Origin of the sequence: Murinocardiopsis flavida, from assembly GCF_003014485.1 — a bacterium.
Lineage (GTDB): Bacteria > Actinomycetota > Actinomycetes > Streptosporangiales > Streptosporangiaceae > Murinocardiopsis > Murinocardiopsis flavida.
On record NZ_PYGA01000043.1, the window covers coordinates 1 to 14,443 of the forward strand.

The window sequence follows — 14,443 nt, forward strand, 5'->3', positions numbered from 1 at the left end:
TACAAAACCCGGAGGCTTCTTCTGTCGGGACGGTGTTGCGTTTCGTTGTGGTCCCACTTTATCAGGCTCCCCGACCACCGCGAACAACCGCGATTTCGAGATTCCCAATCAAGCGGGAATTGGAACTTCCTTCTTGAGCTTTATGCTCTTTCCGGCTGTTCCCTTGTGTCTTCGACATTAGCAGCCGTTTCGAGTCCCGCCAAATCGGCGTTCTTCGTAATTTGCCGCTCTCACAGACCGGTAATGAGACTGCTAATTGCCGAGGCATGACAGTATGCCAGAGCAATTCAGAGGTCTCGACCAGATGAGTGACGGGCTCGGCCACCGATCGGTGTCCGTTGCGCCCGGGAGAAGACTGCCGCCCTGTCCGGGCCGGCAGACCGGCCCTGTATTCAGGCGACTCGATGAACTATAGTCCCGCAGTCCGCATGCGCCAACTCGAAACGCTGTGACACCGGTCACCGAATCCGGTCACCATCCGGTCACCCGTGCAACCCCATGTTCTCCCTCGGCGGCCCGGTGGAGTGGCGGACCACGAACGCGGTCTCCAACCGGACGTGGTGGTCGGACTGCGCCGCCCCGCCGTCGACCAGGTCCACCGCGAGGCGCGCGGCGTGCTCTCCCATCTCCTGAACGGGCTGGGACACCGTGGTCAGGTCGAACAGCGCAGCGAGGTCGTTGTCGTCGAATCCGATGACCGACACCGCACCGGGCACCGCCAGCCGCGAACGCCGCACCACTTGGAGGACCCCCGACGCGACGTCGTCCGACTCCGCGAACACCGCAGTGGGGGGACGTTCCACGGACATCAGCTTGCCCATGGCCCGCGCCCCGCCTTCGCGCCCGCTCCGCTCGGTGAGGACGAGCGGCTCCGCTCCGGCGTCGGCCATTGCCTGCTGGTACCCCTTCAACCGGTCCCGCGAGTCCCAGCTGAAACCGGTCTGGTCCTTCGACTGGATGTAGGCGATGCGGGTGTGCCCGAGGTTGAGCAGGTGCCGGGTCGCCTCAGCGGCGGCCGCGGTGTTGTCGATGAAGATGCTCCGCCGGCCCTTCACCCGCTGGCTACAGAACACGACGGGGAGGCCGATCTCGTCGAGCCGCGCGATCTCCCGCTCGTCCAGGTCGAGCGCCAGCGCGATCACGGCGTCGACGTTGCGCCGCAGCGGGAGCGAGTGGATGTAGTCGTCCAGTTCACCGACGTCGCCCACCTGGTAGACGAGCATGTCGCGGCCCGCGTCGCGCAGGGTCGTGTTCATCCCGGCGAGCGCCACACCGAAGAACCACGGTTGGAGGAACGGCACCAGGACGGCGACCCGCCCTGTGCGCCCGGTGACCAGGCTGGACGCTCCCCTGGACACGACATAGCCCAGCTCCGCGGCGGCGTTCTCGATCTCGGCGCGCACCTTCGGCGCCACTCCCGAGGCGCCGCGCAGGGCGCGCGAGACCGTCGAAAGCGAGACGCCCGCGCGTTCGGCGACATCGCTCATCCGGGGATGTTCAGGGGCGGCCATAGGGACGATGCTAGACAATCGTCCCTTCTTTGAAAACGTTGCCAACCTTCGATGCGTCCTTAAGCCGCTGTTCACAGGGCACACGCAGGGATCGTGTTGACGGGACCGAAGCCGCAATGGCATCGTTCGCAGGCACTTCACCGGCGCGCGCCCCGCCGGACGCGGACCATCCCGGGTGCGGACTCGAACGGGGAGGTACCGATGGCGGCGGAGCGCGCCGACTGGTGGCGGGAGAGCGTCGTCTACCAGGTCTACCCGCAGAGCTTCCAGGACAGCGACGGCGACGGTGTCGGCGACCTCCCCGGCATCATCGACCGGCTCGACTACCTCCGGCTTCTCGGCGTGGACGTCGTATGGCTGTCACCGGTCTACCCGTCGCCGGGGGACGACAACGGCTACGACATCAGCGAGTACTGCGACATCAACCCGCAGTTCGGCACCCTCGCCGATTGGGACCGGCTGCGCGACGGCCTGCACGCCAGGGGTATGCGGCTGATCATGGACCTGGTCGTCAACCACACCTCCGACGCGCACCCGTGGTTCATCGAGTCGCGCGCCTCCCGCGACGCGCCCCGCCGCGACTTCTACATCTGGCGCGACAGCCCCGACGGAACCCCGCCGAACAACTGGCGGTCGGTGTTCTCCGGCCCGGCGTGGGAGCACGACAGTGCGACGGACGCCTCCTACCTGCACCTGTTCAGCCGCCGCCAGCCCGATCTGAACTGGGCGGACACCAGGGTCAGGACCGCCGTGCACGACATCATGACCTGGTGGCTGGACCGCGGGGCCGACGGCTTCCGCATGGACGTCATCAACTTCATCTCCAAGGACCCGGCGCTGCTCTCGTCCGACGCGCCCGCGGTCGAGGCGGGCGACGGGATGGCGTCGTTCGCGCCCTACGTCCTCAACGGGCCCCGGGTCCACGAGTACCTGCGCGAGATGCACGACATGGTGCTCGCCGGCCGCGGCGCCATGACGGTGGGGGAGATGCCGGGCGTCACCGTCGAGCAGGCCCGCGACTACACCGCCCCGCAGCGGCGCGAACTGAACATGGTCTTCCAGTTCGAGCACATGGAGGTCGACTCGGGCCCCGGCGGCAAGTTCGACCCCGTCCCGTTCTCCCTGCCGAGTTTGAAGCGGTCGCTGGCCCGCTGGCAGACGGGCCTGGAAGGGCACGGCTGGAACAGCCTCTACCTGAACAACCACGACCAGCCCCGCTCCGTGTCGCGCTTCGGTAGCGACGGCACGCTGCGCGTCGAGTCCGCGACCATGCTCGCCACCAGCCTGCACATGCTGAAGGGCACCCCGTTCGTGTACCAGGGGGAGGAGCTGGGCATGACCAACGCCCACTTCACCGCCATCGAGGACTACCGCGACATCGAGACGTTGAACCACTACCACTCGGTGGTGCACAGCGGAGAGGTCGCGGCGGACGAGGTCCTGCGCCGGATCGGCGTGCGCAGCCGCGACAACGCCCGCACACCCATGCAGTGGGACGCCTCGCCGAACGCCGGGTTCACGACCGGCACCCCGTGGCTCGCGGCGAACCCCAACCACACCGAGGTCAACGCGGAGGCCGCGGTCGCCGACCCGGGTTCGGTGTTCCACTACTACCGGCGGCTGATCCGGTTGCGGAAGGAGCATCCGGTCGTCGTGCACGGGGTGTTCGAGCTGCTCCTCGCGGAGCACGAGTCGCTGTTCGCCTACACGCGGACGCTCGGGCACGAGGTGCTCCTCGTCCTCGCGAACTGGTCGGCCGAGACGGTCGAGGTGCCCCTGCCCGCGTCGGCCGCCGGGGTCGGCGCGCGGCCGCTGCTCGGCAATTACCCGGAGCCGGAGGCGTTCGGGGTGCTGCGCCCGTTCGAGGCGACGATCACGCTGGGCGCCGCGTCCTGACCGCCCCGCCGCCCCCTGCTCCGCCGCTCTGGCCCGCGCCGACCGCGATCGTGTAGCGTCGCGGAGTCGCCCGGGGCGTGTGCGCAGAGGCCGACGCGCCGTTACTGCATAGCGGATCACGCCGGTTCGAATCCGGCCCCCCGGGCGGCCCTCTGCCCTCGCAGGAGGCGCCGGGCGCCGCGAAACCGCCTTGTCCGGTTTTCGGCGCCTGCCTTAGAATCCGAACCGCTGCCCGGGGCGTGGTACAGAGGTCGTTGCACAGCACTGCTAATGCTGATCACGCCGGTTCGAATCCGGCCCCCCGGGCGGCCCTCTATGGCCGCGTAGCGCAGAGGCAGTCGCACCACGTCTCCAAAACGTGGAAGACGCCGGTTCGAATCCGGCCGTGGCCTCCCGACGAGTGAGGTCAGCAGCGCATGACGGTCCCCGAACCCGGAGTTTCGGCCGCCGACCTGGACGCGTTCACCCGCACCGTCGGCCGGCTGCGCGAACTCCCCTCCGACGACCCGGTCCGCCTGCGCGCCGAGCGGGTCGCCGAGTCCTTCGCCCGCGACGGCCGCCGCGACCGCCGCAGGGCGCTTAAGCAGGAGCGCACCCGCGCCGACACCACCCTCGCCGCCGCCACCGCGACCGGGTCGTCGACCCGCCGCGAGGATGCCCCACTGGAGCACGACCCGGCACCCGGCCCGATCGGGACCTACGGCACACCCCGGCGGTGCTATGTCTGCAAGTCCCCATATCGGGATGTCGACGTCTTCTACCACCGGCTCTGCCCCGACTGCGCCGCCGAGAACACGGCGCGCCGCGACGCCCGCGCCGACCTCACCGGACGCAGGGCGCTGCTCACGGGCGGCAGGGTCAAGATCGGTTTCCAGCTCGCCCTGATGCTGCTGCGCGACGGTGCCGAGCTCACGGTGACGACCCGGTTCCCCCGCGACGCGCTGCGCCGGTTCCGCGCGGCGCAGGGCAGCGACGCCTGGCTGCACCGCCTGACCGTGGTCGGGATCGACCTGCGCGACCCCCGCCAGGTCCTCGGCCTGTGCGCCGAGCTGTGCGACGCCGGTGCGCCGCTGGACATCCTGGTGAACAACGCGGCGCAGACGATCCGCCGCGGCCCCGACGCCTTCGCGCGCCTCGCCGAGGCGGAGCTCGAACCCGGTCCACCCGAGGCCGCGGGCGTGCTGCGCCGCGCGCCCGGTTTCCGCCCGCTCCCCGCGCCCGCGCCGGTGTGGCCCGCCGCCGAGCTCGCCGGGGCACGGGACCCCGGGACGGCCCGTGCGGCGCTCACGACCACCGTGGACGAGGCCGGGCTGATCCCCGACGACGCCGCTGCGAACTCCTGGTCGGCGCGGCTCGGCGGCCTCGACCCCGCCGAGGTGCTGGAGACCCAGCTCGTCAACGCGCTGGCGCCCGCGATGCTCTGCGACCGGCTGCTCCCACTGCTGCTGGCGTCCCCGTTCCGCAACCGGTACATCGTCAACGTCACCGCTGTCGAGGGCAGGTTCGCGCGGAGCTACACGAGCGGCGCCCACCCGCACACGAACATGGCAAAGGCCGGACTGGACATGCTGACCCGGACGAGCGCCGCCGGCCTCGCGGCCGAAGGCGTCCACATGTGCGGCGTCGACACCGGCTGGATCACCGATGAGAACCCGGCGCCGAAGAAGCGGCGGATGGCGTCGAAGGGCTTCCGCACCCCGCTCGACGTCGTGGACGGCGCCGCGCGCGTGTACGACCCGATCGTGCGCGGGGAGTCGGGCGCGCCGGTGTCGGGTCTGTTCCTGAAGGACTACCGGGAGGTGCCCTGGTGAGCATGGAGGTGCCCTGGTGAGCATGCCCGACGGACCCGAATCGCGGCCAGGGGATTCCGAGGAGTCCGGACCCCCGGCCGCCGACGCGCACGGCGTCCCTGCGGTGGCGCCGCGCCCGCGGGCGGAACTCGACCCGCTGCTGTCGTGGCTGCGCGAAGGCCGCCCCGCTGCCCGGCGGTTGGACTTCCCCGCCGGGACGGCCCTGCCCGACGGGCGCCTCGACCTGTGCAAACAGGCCCTCGGCCCGGTCGGGGCCGCGCTGGTCGCCGACGCGATGCGGGTCCGGTCCGGCGGCCCGATCGCCGTGCGGCACCTGCTGCTGGGCACCGACGGCCTGGGCGACGACGGTGCCACCGCTGTCGCGGAGCGGACGTCCGGTACCGGTGTGCAAACCCTCTACCTGGGCTGCAATGGCATCACCGCGCGAGGGGCCGCGGGGATCGCCGACCGGTTGCGGGCGTCCCCGCAGGCGGTCAGCGCCGTGTGGCTGAAGCGCAACCCGCTCGGCAGCGGGGCGGGGACTGCTGTGGCCGACCTGGTCGACGCGGCGCCCGGGCTGCGCACACTCGACCTGGTGCAGACCGGCCTCGACCCGGCCGGCCTCGCCGCGCTCGTGCCGCGGGTGCTCCGGGCCGCGGCGGCCGGCACCCCGGTCGAGCGCCTGTACCTCGGCGGCAACCCCCTCGGGGCGGCCGGCGCGGAGGCACTGGCGGACCTGGTCGCGGCAGGAGCCGTCAGCGAGCTGTACACGTCGGCGGCACGGCTCGGCGACTCCGGTGCCGAAACACTCGCCGACGCGCTGCGCGCCATGCCGCACGGCCGACTCGCCCGGCTGTCGGTGGCGAGCAACGGGATCGGGCCCCACGCGGCGGGGCGCCTGGTCGCCGCCGCCGCGGACGCCGGTGTCAACGCCGTGGACCTCGGCCGGGTCCGCGCGGCCCACGTCCTCGGCGCCGCCGACAACAGGATCGACGAGGACAGCGCGGCGCACATGGCCGCGGCGCTCTCCGCACCGGGGCACCGGCTCGGGCACCTGGTGCTCGCGCACACCGGGGTGACCAGCAGGGCCGCCCTGCGCTTGCGCGACGGCGCCCGCACTGCGGCGACACCGACCCGGTTCCTGCTCGGCAAGGGCGTCGCCCGCAGCGTCCGCAGGGAACTCGACGCGCTGGGCTCCGGCGCGCCCGTCCTCGACGTCCCGGCCGCGGTCGCGGCGATCCGCAGCGTGCACCGCACCGCGCGGTAGCGCGACGGCAGTGCGCTGACGGGACCGCTCACTGCGAGCCGGTGGAGGGGGGTCCGGCGTCGCCCGGTCCGTTGCCGGGCGGGCCACCGCCTTCCGGATCGCCGTCATGCGGTCCCTCGTCGTCCGAATCGCTGCCACCAGGATCGTTGTCGACCGGACCGGCATCGACCGGCCGGGCGCCGTCGTCCGGTGGAGCCGGCTGGGGAGTAGGGCCCGGATCCGCCGCGGGCGCCTCCTCCGGGGCGGACTCTGCGGACTTCGCCGCCTTCCTGCGCCGGAGCCGGACCAGGTACACCGCCGCCGCGACCGCGGCGGCGAGCAGCACCCCGGCGACCACCGGTACCGCCCACGAGCCCCACGGGGACGGCAGCACCTCGGGGTCGCCGATCGCACGGATGCGGTGGTTGCCGGTGTCGGCGACGTAGAGGACGCCGTCCTCGCCCACGGCGACGTCACTCGGCCCGTTGAGCTTCGCCCGGGCCGCCGGCCCGCCGTCGCCGCCGAGGTCACCCGTATAGGCGGTCGCCAGATTGTGCTTCCCCCAGTTGGGGCCGGTGCCCGCGACCGTGCGGATGGTGCCGTTGTCGGGGTCTACGGCGCGGATCCGGTTGTTGCCCGAATCGGCGATGTAGAGGGTGCCGTCCTCCCCGACGTCCAAGCCTTTCGGCATCGCCAGTGCCGCCGAAAGCGCCGAACGGCCGTCGCCGGAGAACCCGGGGCGCCCGTTCCCCGCGACGATGCGGACGCTCCCGTCGCCGGGGTCGACCGCCCGCACGCGACTCCCAGCGGGGTCGGAGTAGTAGACGGTGCCGTCCGCGCCGACAGCGATGTGCTCGACGTTTTGCGGACCGAACAACGCGGCGGACGGGCCACTTCCGGGACTGCTCTCGGCGACCGTGGCCGCCTTCCCGCCCTTCTTCCTGACGACCCGGATCCGGTCGTCGGGTCCGTCGGTGAAATAGACGTCGCCGTTGGGACCCACGGCGACATCGGCGGTCTTCGGCTCGTACGCCCCGGCGCCCTCGGCGTACGGCGCGAGCGTGTCACCGTCGGCGTCGAGGGAGAACAGCCTGGCGTCCTCTCCGGTGATGTAGCGCGTCCCGTCGGGGGCGACGGCGACCGCGACCGGATTCAGGAAGGCCGCGTCGCCGGGGTCGATCCCGGAGTCGGTCACGTCGCTCTGCTGCACGTCGCCGCCGCCCGCGACGGTGCCGACCGTCCCGGCCGCGGGGTCGACCGCGGCGACCCGGTCGTTACCGGCATCGTCGAAGGTGACGACGCCATCGGGGCCGACATCAAGCCGTGTCGGATTCTCGATGCTCAGGTCGCGCGCTCCGATGGTGCCGAAGGGGGACCAGGAGTCGTCGAGTGTCGTCGTGCCGCCTCCGGCGACGGTGATGATGTCGGCATCCGGTGCACGGGCCGCGCCCCGCTTCTTCGCCGCAGGGGCGACCGTGCGGATCCGCCCGGAGTCGACGACGTGCAGGGTGTGGTCGCCCGCCAAGGCGATACCGCCAGGAGTGAGCCCGGCGTCGGTGGGCGGGCCGCCGTCACCGGAGTACTCGCGGCTGCCGGAACCGGCGATCGCCTCGACGCCGTCGGCCGCGTTCTTCGAGTCGGCGTCCATGGCCACGACCTTGAAGGCTTCGGGGTCGGAGACGTAGACCATGCCGTCCTCGCCGACGTCGACGGCCCCGGCGCTCTTCAGGCCCGCCGACCCCGCCACCGTGCGGATCTTCCCGTTGTCGGGGTCGACGGCGCGGACGCGGTCCTTGTCGTTCTCGGTGAAGAACACGGTGCCGTCGGCACCGACGTCGATCCCCTCGGGCTCGACAAAGGTCTCGGTGGCGGGCACGCCGTCATCGTCGGTGTCGGGCTCGGGGAAGAACCCGGAACCGCCGTCGCCGGGGTGCGGGACTCCGGCGATCGTCTCGATCTTCCCGCTGTCCGGATCGACGGTGCGGACCCGGTAGTTGCCGGCGTCGGCGATGTAGAGGGTGCCGTCGGACCCGACCGCGACGTCGGACGGACGTGAGAGGCGCGCCTTGTCGGCCGGGCCGCCGTCGCCCTTGAACGCGCCGTCGAGCCAGGGGTTCTCGTGTGGACCGCTGCCCGCCACCGTCCGCACGGTGCCCTTGTCGGGGTCGATCGCCCGGACCCGGTGATTGGCGGTGTCGGCGACGTAGACCGTGTCGTCCGGGGCAACGGCGATGCCGCCGCCATCGGGGTCGAACCGGGCTCGTAGGGCGGGGCCGCCGTCGCCGGAGAACCCGGGGCCGCCCGACCCGGCGACCGTTTCGATCGTTCCGTCGGCGGCGATCTCGCGGATGCGCGCGCCGTCGATGACGTAGAGAATGCCGCCGGGGCCGACGGCGATCGCAGTGGGGAGGTCGAAGGTCGCCTGGACAGCGGGGCCGCCGTCGCCCGTCGCGCCCACTTCGCCGGTACCCGCTGTGGTGGTGATCTCGCGGGCCGGTGCTGGTCCGGCGCCCTTGCCGTGATCCCCGCCGGAGTCCCTCTCGGACTCCTTGTCGTGCGCCGCAGCGGGGGACACCGCCAGCGCGCACATTGCCAGCGCGGCGACCCCGGCCGCAAGGCGCCCGCCCCGTCTCTCTCGAGCCGCCATGTGCTCGCACCCTCTTCGTCCCGGTGCCCGGATCGGAGACGCTGCGCAGCGGGCACGACCGCGTGGTCGTAGACGTCGGCGCGTACCGCGCGGTTTCCGCCGTGACCGGTAGTGGACGCTGTGGCCCTTAAGGTGCCGGAGCACCAGGTGGGAACCTGACTCTGCCGAATCCGCGTCGTATCCGCAGCGCCGCCCCCGGAGGAGAGGAGCACCGTATGGCGGAGGAGAAGGGGTGGTGGAACATCTCCATCGAGAATCTCGCGGAGCCACTCGCGGAGACTCTCGACACCGCGAACGGCGAGCGGCGGTGGGTGGTGTTCGTGGAGGAGGGGCAACGGATCGGCTCCGGCGGGTCGCAGTGGTCGAGTGAACCGCCCCAGGTGTCCTACAGGAGCCGCGACGAGGCCTGCCGCGTCGCCCTGTGGACGGCACGCACGCACCGGCTCGAAGCGCGTTCGCACCCCCGGGACCGCATCGTAATCCGGCACGACGAGGACCACTTCTCCGTCGTGGTCGAGGGCATGGTGAGCACCTGGCACTTCCGTGTGAGCGTCGGCGAGGTGGTGTAGTAGCGGGCGACAGCGCCCCGCCGGTGGCACACCATGTCGTGTTCCTTCAAGACCCCGGGATTGCGGCGGCCTACCGTCGGAACCATGGAACGCATTGCGCGCTACGCGAAGATGACGGCCCGGCGCGGGTACGGGGGAGAGGTCGCCGACCTGCTGCTCACCGCCGCCGACGGGCTTCGCGGCGACCCCGGCTGCGAGCTCTACCTCGTGCACCGCCAGGCCGACGCCCCCGACACCATCTGGGTGACCGAACTGTGGCGCAGCCGCGCCGACCTCGACGCCGCCCTCCGGGGCCTCGCAGGAGACGACGACGTTGCAGCGGTCCTCGGCCGGATCGAGTCGAACGAGATGATCGAACTCGACCTGCTCGGCGGGAAGGGCCCTGCCGCGCACTGAACGGCCGACCGGCGTAGGCCCCTGCCGTCGACTCGGAGCATGGCAAGTGTGGCGGCCTATGCCGCAGACCCTCACCCCCGCGCGAGTACCGGACGCGCCGACGGCGGCAGAGCGTCGGGGTCATGGCGGTCATGTGCGGAGCGACAACGCGCCAAGGGCACGCGTGCCGGCGCCGGGTCCGGCAGCCCTACTGCTGGCAGCACCCGTCGGGCGGGCGGCTGAGCGGCGCCGTCCCCTCGACGTCCCCGCACGCCGCCGAGTACAGGGCGACCGCCGAGGCCCGGTTCAGCATCGGCGACCTCGGGCCGACCGAGGTCGCCGCCGCATGGTCGGTCTACGTGCACGGCTGGCGCGCCGCCGCGGCCGACCGCTTCGGCGCGGTGCTCGGAGCGGACGTGTGGCGCAGTGTCGACAATCCGCGCTCCCGGCTCACCTGTGCGGCCCTCGCCCAGTTGGCGGCCTCGGTCCAAGGGACGCGCCGACACCCCGACGAGGTACTGCGGGGCCTCGCCGACGGGACGCTTGCGCTGCCGCTACCGCGCACACTCGAAACACGGACCCTCGCCGACCTCGCGGCCTGGCTGCTGCGTCGACGTGGCGAGGCGGACGGCGAGGCGCGCGATGCGGGCGGCACTAGCGAGGGCGCGGACGACGGGTCGGTCGACGGCGCGCCGGCGGACCTCGAACTGGCGGCCATCGGCACCGGGCTGCGCCTCGTCGGCGTCTACGTCTGCGCACGGCGCGGCGCGCTCGTTCACTGCGCCTGCCTGCGCACACTCGCAAAGGACGCGGGCGGCAACCGCCTGAAGGACGCCCTCTGGCGCGAACTGGACAGCTGGGCCCCGGCCTGACCCGGCCTGACCCTGATGAGCCCGGACGGACCCGGGCGGACCCAGGCGAGTCCGGGCGACACCCCGGCGGACGAACGGTGCGCGGCCCGAGCCCCGCCGCCCGCGCCACGCACCGGTATCGACGCCCGGCAACGACACCAGGCATCGATTCGCGGGCATGTCGACAAAGCGCCGAATCGATTCGCCGCCGAACGCGGGCCGCCCGCAACGGAACCGCACCCCGGGCACTCCCCACTTCACATCACCCCGCTGCACACGGCAGGATGGCGGCGTCGCCGCGGTGCAGCGCCGGAGGGCGGACCGAAAGGGGACCCATGCGAGCCGCTGGAATCGCACTCTTCATCGCCGGTGCGATCTGCGCGGCCGCCGACGTCGCGGTGGCCTACCTCCTCGGCGTCAAGCTCGCGTTCATCCTGGTCATCCCGATAGCGCTGATCCTGGTCGCCAGCGTGATCCTCATCGCGGCGGGAGACCGGCGCCACTGAGCACCGCGGCAGAGCGGGAACCGGCACCGGCCCACCAGGAACGGACGGGCTCGGCCACTCCCTCGGCGGAACCGGGGATGCGGCCCTCCTGCTTCAGGTCCCCGCGGGCGCCGGGCCGTCCGCGGACGCCCCTGCCAACAGCGCTTCGGCCATCTCCTTGGCCTGGCGCGCCGGGCGGCTCGACCTCTCGTGGAGCTCGGTGACGGTCGCGCCGTCCATGAGGAGCAGGAGTTGGCGGGCCAGGTCGGGGTCGTCGGGGTAGCCGGAGCGGGCGAGGAGGCCGCGGAGGTAGGCGGCGACGGCGTCCTTGTGGTCGCTCGCCATACGGCGGATCTCGGCCGCGGGTTCGGCGGCCTCCGCGACGGCGTTGATGAAGGCGCAGCCGCGGAAGTCGGCGGTTTCGGCGTGCTCGATGATCGCGTCGAAGGCCGCCAGCGGAGTGCCGCCCCACGCATCGGTGCGCTCGGCCAGCCAGCCGCGGTAGGCGCGTTCGTAGGCGCCGAGGACGGTCACCACCAGGTCCTCCTTGCCGGAGAAGTGGCGGTAGAACGATGCCCGCCCCACCCCGGAGTCCGCGAGCAGCCGCTCCAGCCCGACGGCGCGGATGCCGTCGGCGTAGAACAGCCTCTCGGCGGACTGGATGAGCCTCTCGCGGGCTTTGACGGGCATCGGAACTCCTGCGTTGCCTGCATTGACCAAAACGGAACCGATCGGTACCGTTCCAAACGGAACCGATCGGTTCCATCTTAGGTCGTGTGCGATGCCCCGTCCACGGACCTCTCCCCGACAGGAAGACCTTTCCCTACAGGAAGGACGTGGCCGCAGTGGCTCGTTCACCGCAGGATTCGACGACGGTCGCCGCCGAACCGTCCTCCGGCATGGCACCGGTGGCGGTCCTCGCCCTGGGCGTCTTCGCCGTGGGCACCGGCGAGTTCGTCCTCGCCGGGCTGCTGCCGATGCTCGTGGACGCCTTCCGTATCTCCGTGGCCGACGCCGGCCAGATCGTCACCGTGTTCGCCCTGACCTGCGCCGTCAGCGGCCCGGTCCTGACCGCGCTCACCACAGCGTGGACGCGCCGCACCGTGCTCCTGACCGCGACGCTGATCTACCTGCTGGGCTCGGCGGGCTCCGCAATGGCCGGCACCTACGGCCAGCTCATGGCCGCCCAGGTCATCGCCGCGGCCGGGGTGGGCCTCTACATCCCGAACGCCTCGGCCACCGCTGCCTCCCTGGTTCCGCCCCGCCTCCAGGGCCGCGCCATCGCACTGGTGGTGACCGGCTTCACGGCGGCGGTCGCGTTCGGCGCCCCCGTCGGGACCGCTCTGGGCGGGATGATCGACTGGCGCGCGACCCTCTGGTTCGCGTCGCTCCTGGCCGCCGTCGGCCTGGCGGGTGTGGCCCTGGCCGTCCCGCGCGACGTCGCGGTCCCCGACGCCGGTGGGTTCCGCGACCGCCTGCGCCCCCTTGGCGACCGGCGGGTGCTCGCGCTGCTGGCGACGACGCTGGTTGCGTTCACCGCGGTGTTCATCCCCTACACCTACATCAGCGCCATCTACGCCCCCGCGACCGGCGGCAGCAGCGTCGCACTCGCGTCCCTCATGCTGGTCGGCGGCGTCGCCGGCGCCGTCGGCAACCTCTCCGCCGGATACTTCACCGACCGGTGGGGCGGCTCCCGCGTCGTGGCCGCCGCCCTCGTGCTCCTCACCGCGGGCATGCTCCTCGTCCCCTTCTCCACCACGAGCATGGGCGCGGCGGTCCCCGTCATCGCGTTCTACGCCGCGGCCTCCTTCGCCATCACCACACCGCAGCAGCACCGGATCATCTCCCTGCGCCCCGCTGCCACCCCCGTGCTGCTGTCGCTGAACCAGAGCGTGCTTTACCTGGCCATCGCGGCGTCCGGCGTCGTCGGCGCGGGCGGGATCCAGTCCGTCGGCCCCCGGTACGTCAGCCTCATCGCCGCCGCGGCCGCACTGGTCGCCCTCGCCTTCTCCGCGGCCGCCCGCCGCATGGCGCTCGCCCCGGAACGAACGGCGGCCCCCGCGGCCGACGCGACACCCTGACGGTCGCCGCATCGGCCGCATCGGACGCACCGACGAAGCCCGGGGGCGGTTCCCTGATGCGGGGCGCCCCCGGGTCCGGCCCGTGCGGAAACGCGGCCGATGCCCGGGTCAGGGCGCGGCGCGGAACCGTTCGGCGTTCTCCCGCGCCCACTGGGCGAACGTCCGAGCGGGCTTGCCGGTGACGTCCTCGACGGTGGACAGGACAACGCCGCCGGCCTCGGGCGGGTTCGTGGCCAACTGGATCCCGAACTCCACGTAGTCCTCGTCGTATCCGTGGCCGCGCAGCCGGGCGCGCTCCGCGTCCTCCGTCAGGTGCACGAAGGAGATCTCCTGCCCGGTGGCCTCGGCGATGATCCGGGCGCGTTCCGGCGGGGTGAGCGCCTCGGGCCCGGTGAGCGGATAGGCGCGTCCCCCGTGGCCCTCGTTGGTGAGCGCGGTGGCGGCCACGGCGGCGATGTCGGCCTCGTGCACCATCGCGCTGGGAAACGTGGCGAGCATGGACACGGTGCTCCGGGAGCGGATCTCATCGGCCCATTCGAGGGCGTTGCCCATGAACTCCGCCGGCTGCACGAGGGTCCAGTCGATCGAGCCGGCCTCCAGGGCGGTTTCGATACTGGTGGGCGACCAGCCGCTGAGGACCGAGGCCCGAGCGACGCCGTGGCGTTCGGCGAGGTCGATGATCTCCGGGCCGTTGGTCAGGTCGTCGCCGCCGCCGAAGGTGACCAGGTGGACCACGTCCACTCCCTCGAACGCCGCCCCGAGCGTGGTGGCATCGGTGAGCTCGCCCGCCACCACCTCGACACCGGCCGGGAGGTCGGCTTTCGCGGGGGTGCGGGAGAGTGCGCGGACGTCGTGTCCGGCTTCGTGGAGTTGCGCGACGAGGTGCCGCCCGACCTGGCCGGTCGCTCCGGTGACGAGGATGCGCATGTTCTCGGGGCCTTTCGTGCGGTTGGGTTCGATCGGTTCGTGCGGGTGGTGTCAATCGGCGCTGG

12 protein-coding genes and 3 tRNA genes are annotated in these 14,443 nt (G+C 72.2%); 11 read left to right on the plus strand and 4 right to left on the minus strand.

The genetic code is table 11. The annotated features are described in order from the left end of the window. Positions 1-482: 482 nt before the first annotated feature. Positions 483-1,487: a LacI family DNA-binding transcriptional regulator gene (locus tag CLV63_RS32190; protein WP_106587031.1), complete on the minus strand. Its 1,005-nt coding sequence runs from the start codon at positions 1,485-1,487 to the stop codon at positions 483-485. Positions 1,488-1,712: 225 nt separating this feature from the next. Here CLV63_RS32190 and CLV63_RS32195 point away from each other — a divergent pair, with 225 nt between their 5' ends. The 6 genes from CLV63_RS32195 (at position 1,713) to CLV63_RS32215 (ending at position 6,464) form a co-directional block, all read left to right on the plus strand. Continuing rightward, the gene (locus CLV63_RS32195; RefSeq protein ID WP_106587032.1) at positions 1,713-3,407 is read left to right on the plus strand and encodes a glycoside hydrolase family 13 protein; all 1,695 of its coding nucleotides are present in this window, start codon (positions 1,713-1,715) and stop codon (positions 3,405-3,407) included. A gap of 70 nt (positions 3,408-3,477) precedes the next feature. Next, positions 3,478-3,552, plus strand: a tRNA-Ala gene (locus CLV63_RS33915). An 87-nt stretch (positions 3,553-3,639) separates the two neighbouring features. Beyond that, positions 3,640-3,713: transfer RNA gene (locus CLV63_RS32200), tRNA-Ser, on the plus strand. Between the two features lie 11 nt (positions 3,714-3,724). Continuing rightward, positions 3,725-3,799 (plus strand) — tRNA-Trp (locus CLV63_RS32205). A 24-nt stretch (positions 3,800-3,823) separates the two neighbouring features. Further along, a complete protein-coding gene (locus tag CLV63_RS32210) occupies positions 3,824-5,218 on the plus strand; it encodes an SDR family NAD(P)-dependent oxidoreductase (protein WP_106587033.1) in 1,395 nt (464 codons plus the stop codon). Positions 5,219-5,240: 22 nt separating this feature from the next. Beyond that, positions 5,241-6,464, plus strand: coding sequence for a ribonuclease inhibitor (locus tag CLV63_RS32215; RefSeq protein ID WP_106587049.1), 1,224 nt, complete (start codon positions 5,241-5,243; stop codon positions 6,462-6,464). A 28-nt stretch (positions 6,465-6,492) separates the two neighbouring features. Here the strand turns inward: CLV63_RS32215 and CLV63_RS32220 are convergent, their stop codons facing one another. Continuing rightward, the gene (locus CLV63_RS32220) at positions 6,493-9,090 is read right to left on the minus strand and encodes an NHL domain-containing protein (protein WP_106587034.1); all 2,598 of its coding nucleotides are present in this window, start codon (positions 9,088-9,090) and stop codon (positions 6,493-6,495) included. Between the two features lie 215 nt (positions 9,091-9,305). Here CLV63_RS32220 and CLV63_RS32225 point away from each other — a divergent pair, with 215 nt between their 5' ends. The 4 genes from CLV63_RS32225 to CLV63_RS33920 all read left to right on the plus strand — a co-directional run bounded on the left by CLV63_RS32225 (position 9,306) and on the right by CLV63_RS33920 (position 11,391). Then, positions 9,306-9,659: a hypothetical protein gene (locus CLV63_RS32225; protein WP_106587035.1), complete on the plus strand. Its 354-nt coding sequence runs from the start codon at positions 9,306-9,308 to the stop codon at positions 9,657-9,659. Positions 9,660-9,743: 84 nt separating this feature from the next. Then, the gene (locus tag CLV63_RS32230) at positions 9,744-10,055 is read left to right on the plus strand and encodes a putative quinol monooxygenase (protein WP_211301584.1); all 312 of its coding nucleotides are present in this window, start codon (positions 9,744-9,746) and stop codon (positions 10,053-10,055) included. 122 nt (positions 10,056-10,177) lie between these two features. Beyond that, a complete protein-coding gene (locus CLV63_RS32235) occupies positions 10,178-10,906 on the plus strand; it encodes a hypothetical protein (RefSeq protein WP_106587036.1) in 729 nt (242 codons plus the stop codon). Between the two features lie 314 nt (positions 10,907-11,220). Further along, positions 11,221-11,391: a hypothetical protein gene (locus CLV63_RS33920; protein WP_170134405.1), complete on the plus strand. Its 171-nt coding sequence runs from the start codon at positions 11,221-11,223 to the stop codon at positions 11,389-11,391. A 93-nt stretch (positions 11,392-11,484) separates the two neighbouring features. On the opposite strand, the gene CLV63_RS32240 is transcribed toward CLV63_RS33920, so the two are convergent. Beyond that, complete coding sequence (locus CLV63_RS32240) at positions 11,485-12,060, minus strand: TetR/AcrR family transcriptional regulator (RefSeq protein ID WP_106587037.1); 576 nt, start codon at positions 12,058-12,060, stop codon at positions 11,485-11,487. A gap of 155 nt (positions 12,061-12,215) precedes the next feature. Between CLV63_RS32240 and CLV63_RS32245 the strand changes: the two genes are divergently transcribed. Beyond that, positions 12,216-13,451 (plus strand): MFS transporter, encoded by a 1,236-nt coding sequence (locus CLV63_RS32245; RefSeq protein ID WP_211301585.1) that lies wholly within the window; start codon positions 12,216-12,218, stop codon positions 13,449-13,451. 108 nt (positions 13,452-13,559) lie between these two features. Here the strand turns inward: CLV63_RS32245 and CLV63_RS32250 are convergent, their stop codons facing one another. Further along, positions 13,560-14,378 carry an SDR family oxidoreductase gene (locus tag CLV63_RS32250; protein WP_106587039.1) on the minus strand — a complete coding sequence of 273 codons (819 nt, stop codon included), beginning with the start codon at positions 14,376-14,378 and terminating at the stop codon, positions 13,560-13,562. Positions 14,379-14,443 lie beyond the last annotated feature (65 nt).

Excerpts from the sequence above, each read along its gene's own strand:
- CLV63_RS32215 (WP_106587049.1), top strand. The coding sequence starts at position 5,241 with ATGCCCGACGGACCCGAATCGCGGCCAGGGGATTCCGAGGAGTCCGGA.
- CLV63_RS33920 (WP_170134405.1), top strand. The coding sequence starts at position 11,221 with ATGCGAGCCGCTGGAATCGCACTCTTCATCGCCGGTGCGATCTGCGCG.
- CLV63_RS32225 (WP_106587035.1), top strand. The coding sequence starts at position 9,306 with ATGGCGGAGGAGAAGGGGTGGTGGAACATCTCCATCGAGAATCTCGCG.
- CLV63_RS32235 (WP_106587036.1), top strand. The coding sequence starts at position 10,178 with ATGGCGGTCATGTGCGGAGCGACAACGCGCCAAGGGCACGCGTGCCGG.
- CLV63_RS32210 (WP_106587033.1), top strand. The coding sequence starts at position 3,824 with ATGACGGTCCCCGAACCCGGAGTTTCGGCCGCCGACCTGGACGCGTTC.
- CLV63_RS32220 (WP_106587034.1), bottom strand. The coding sequence starts at position 9,090 with ATGGCGGCTCGAGAGAGACGGGGCGGGCGCCTTGCGGCCGGGGTCGCC.
- CLV63_RS32230 (WP_211301584.1), top strand. The coding sequence starts at position 9,744 with ATGGAACGCATTGCGCGCTACGCGAAGATGACGGCCCGGCGCGGGTAC.
- CLV63_RS32240 (WP_106587037.1), bottom strand. The coding sequence starts at position 12,060 with ATGCCCGTCAAAGCCCGCGAGAGGCTCATCCAGTCCGCCGAGAGGCTG.
- CLV63_RS32190 (WP_106587031.1), bottom strand. The coding sequence starts at position 1,487 with ATGAGCGATGTCGCCGAACGCGCGGGCGTCTCGCTTTCGACGGTCTCG.
- CLV63_RS32195 (WP_106587032.1), top strand. The coding sequence starts at position 1,713 with ATGGCGGCGGAGCGCGCCGACTGGTGGCGGGAGAGCGTCGTCTACCAG.
- CLV63_RS32250 (WP_106587039.1), bottom strand. The coding sequence starts at position 14,378 with ATGCGCATCCTCGTCACCGGAGCGACCGGCCAGGTCGGGCGGCACCTC.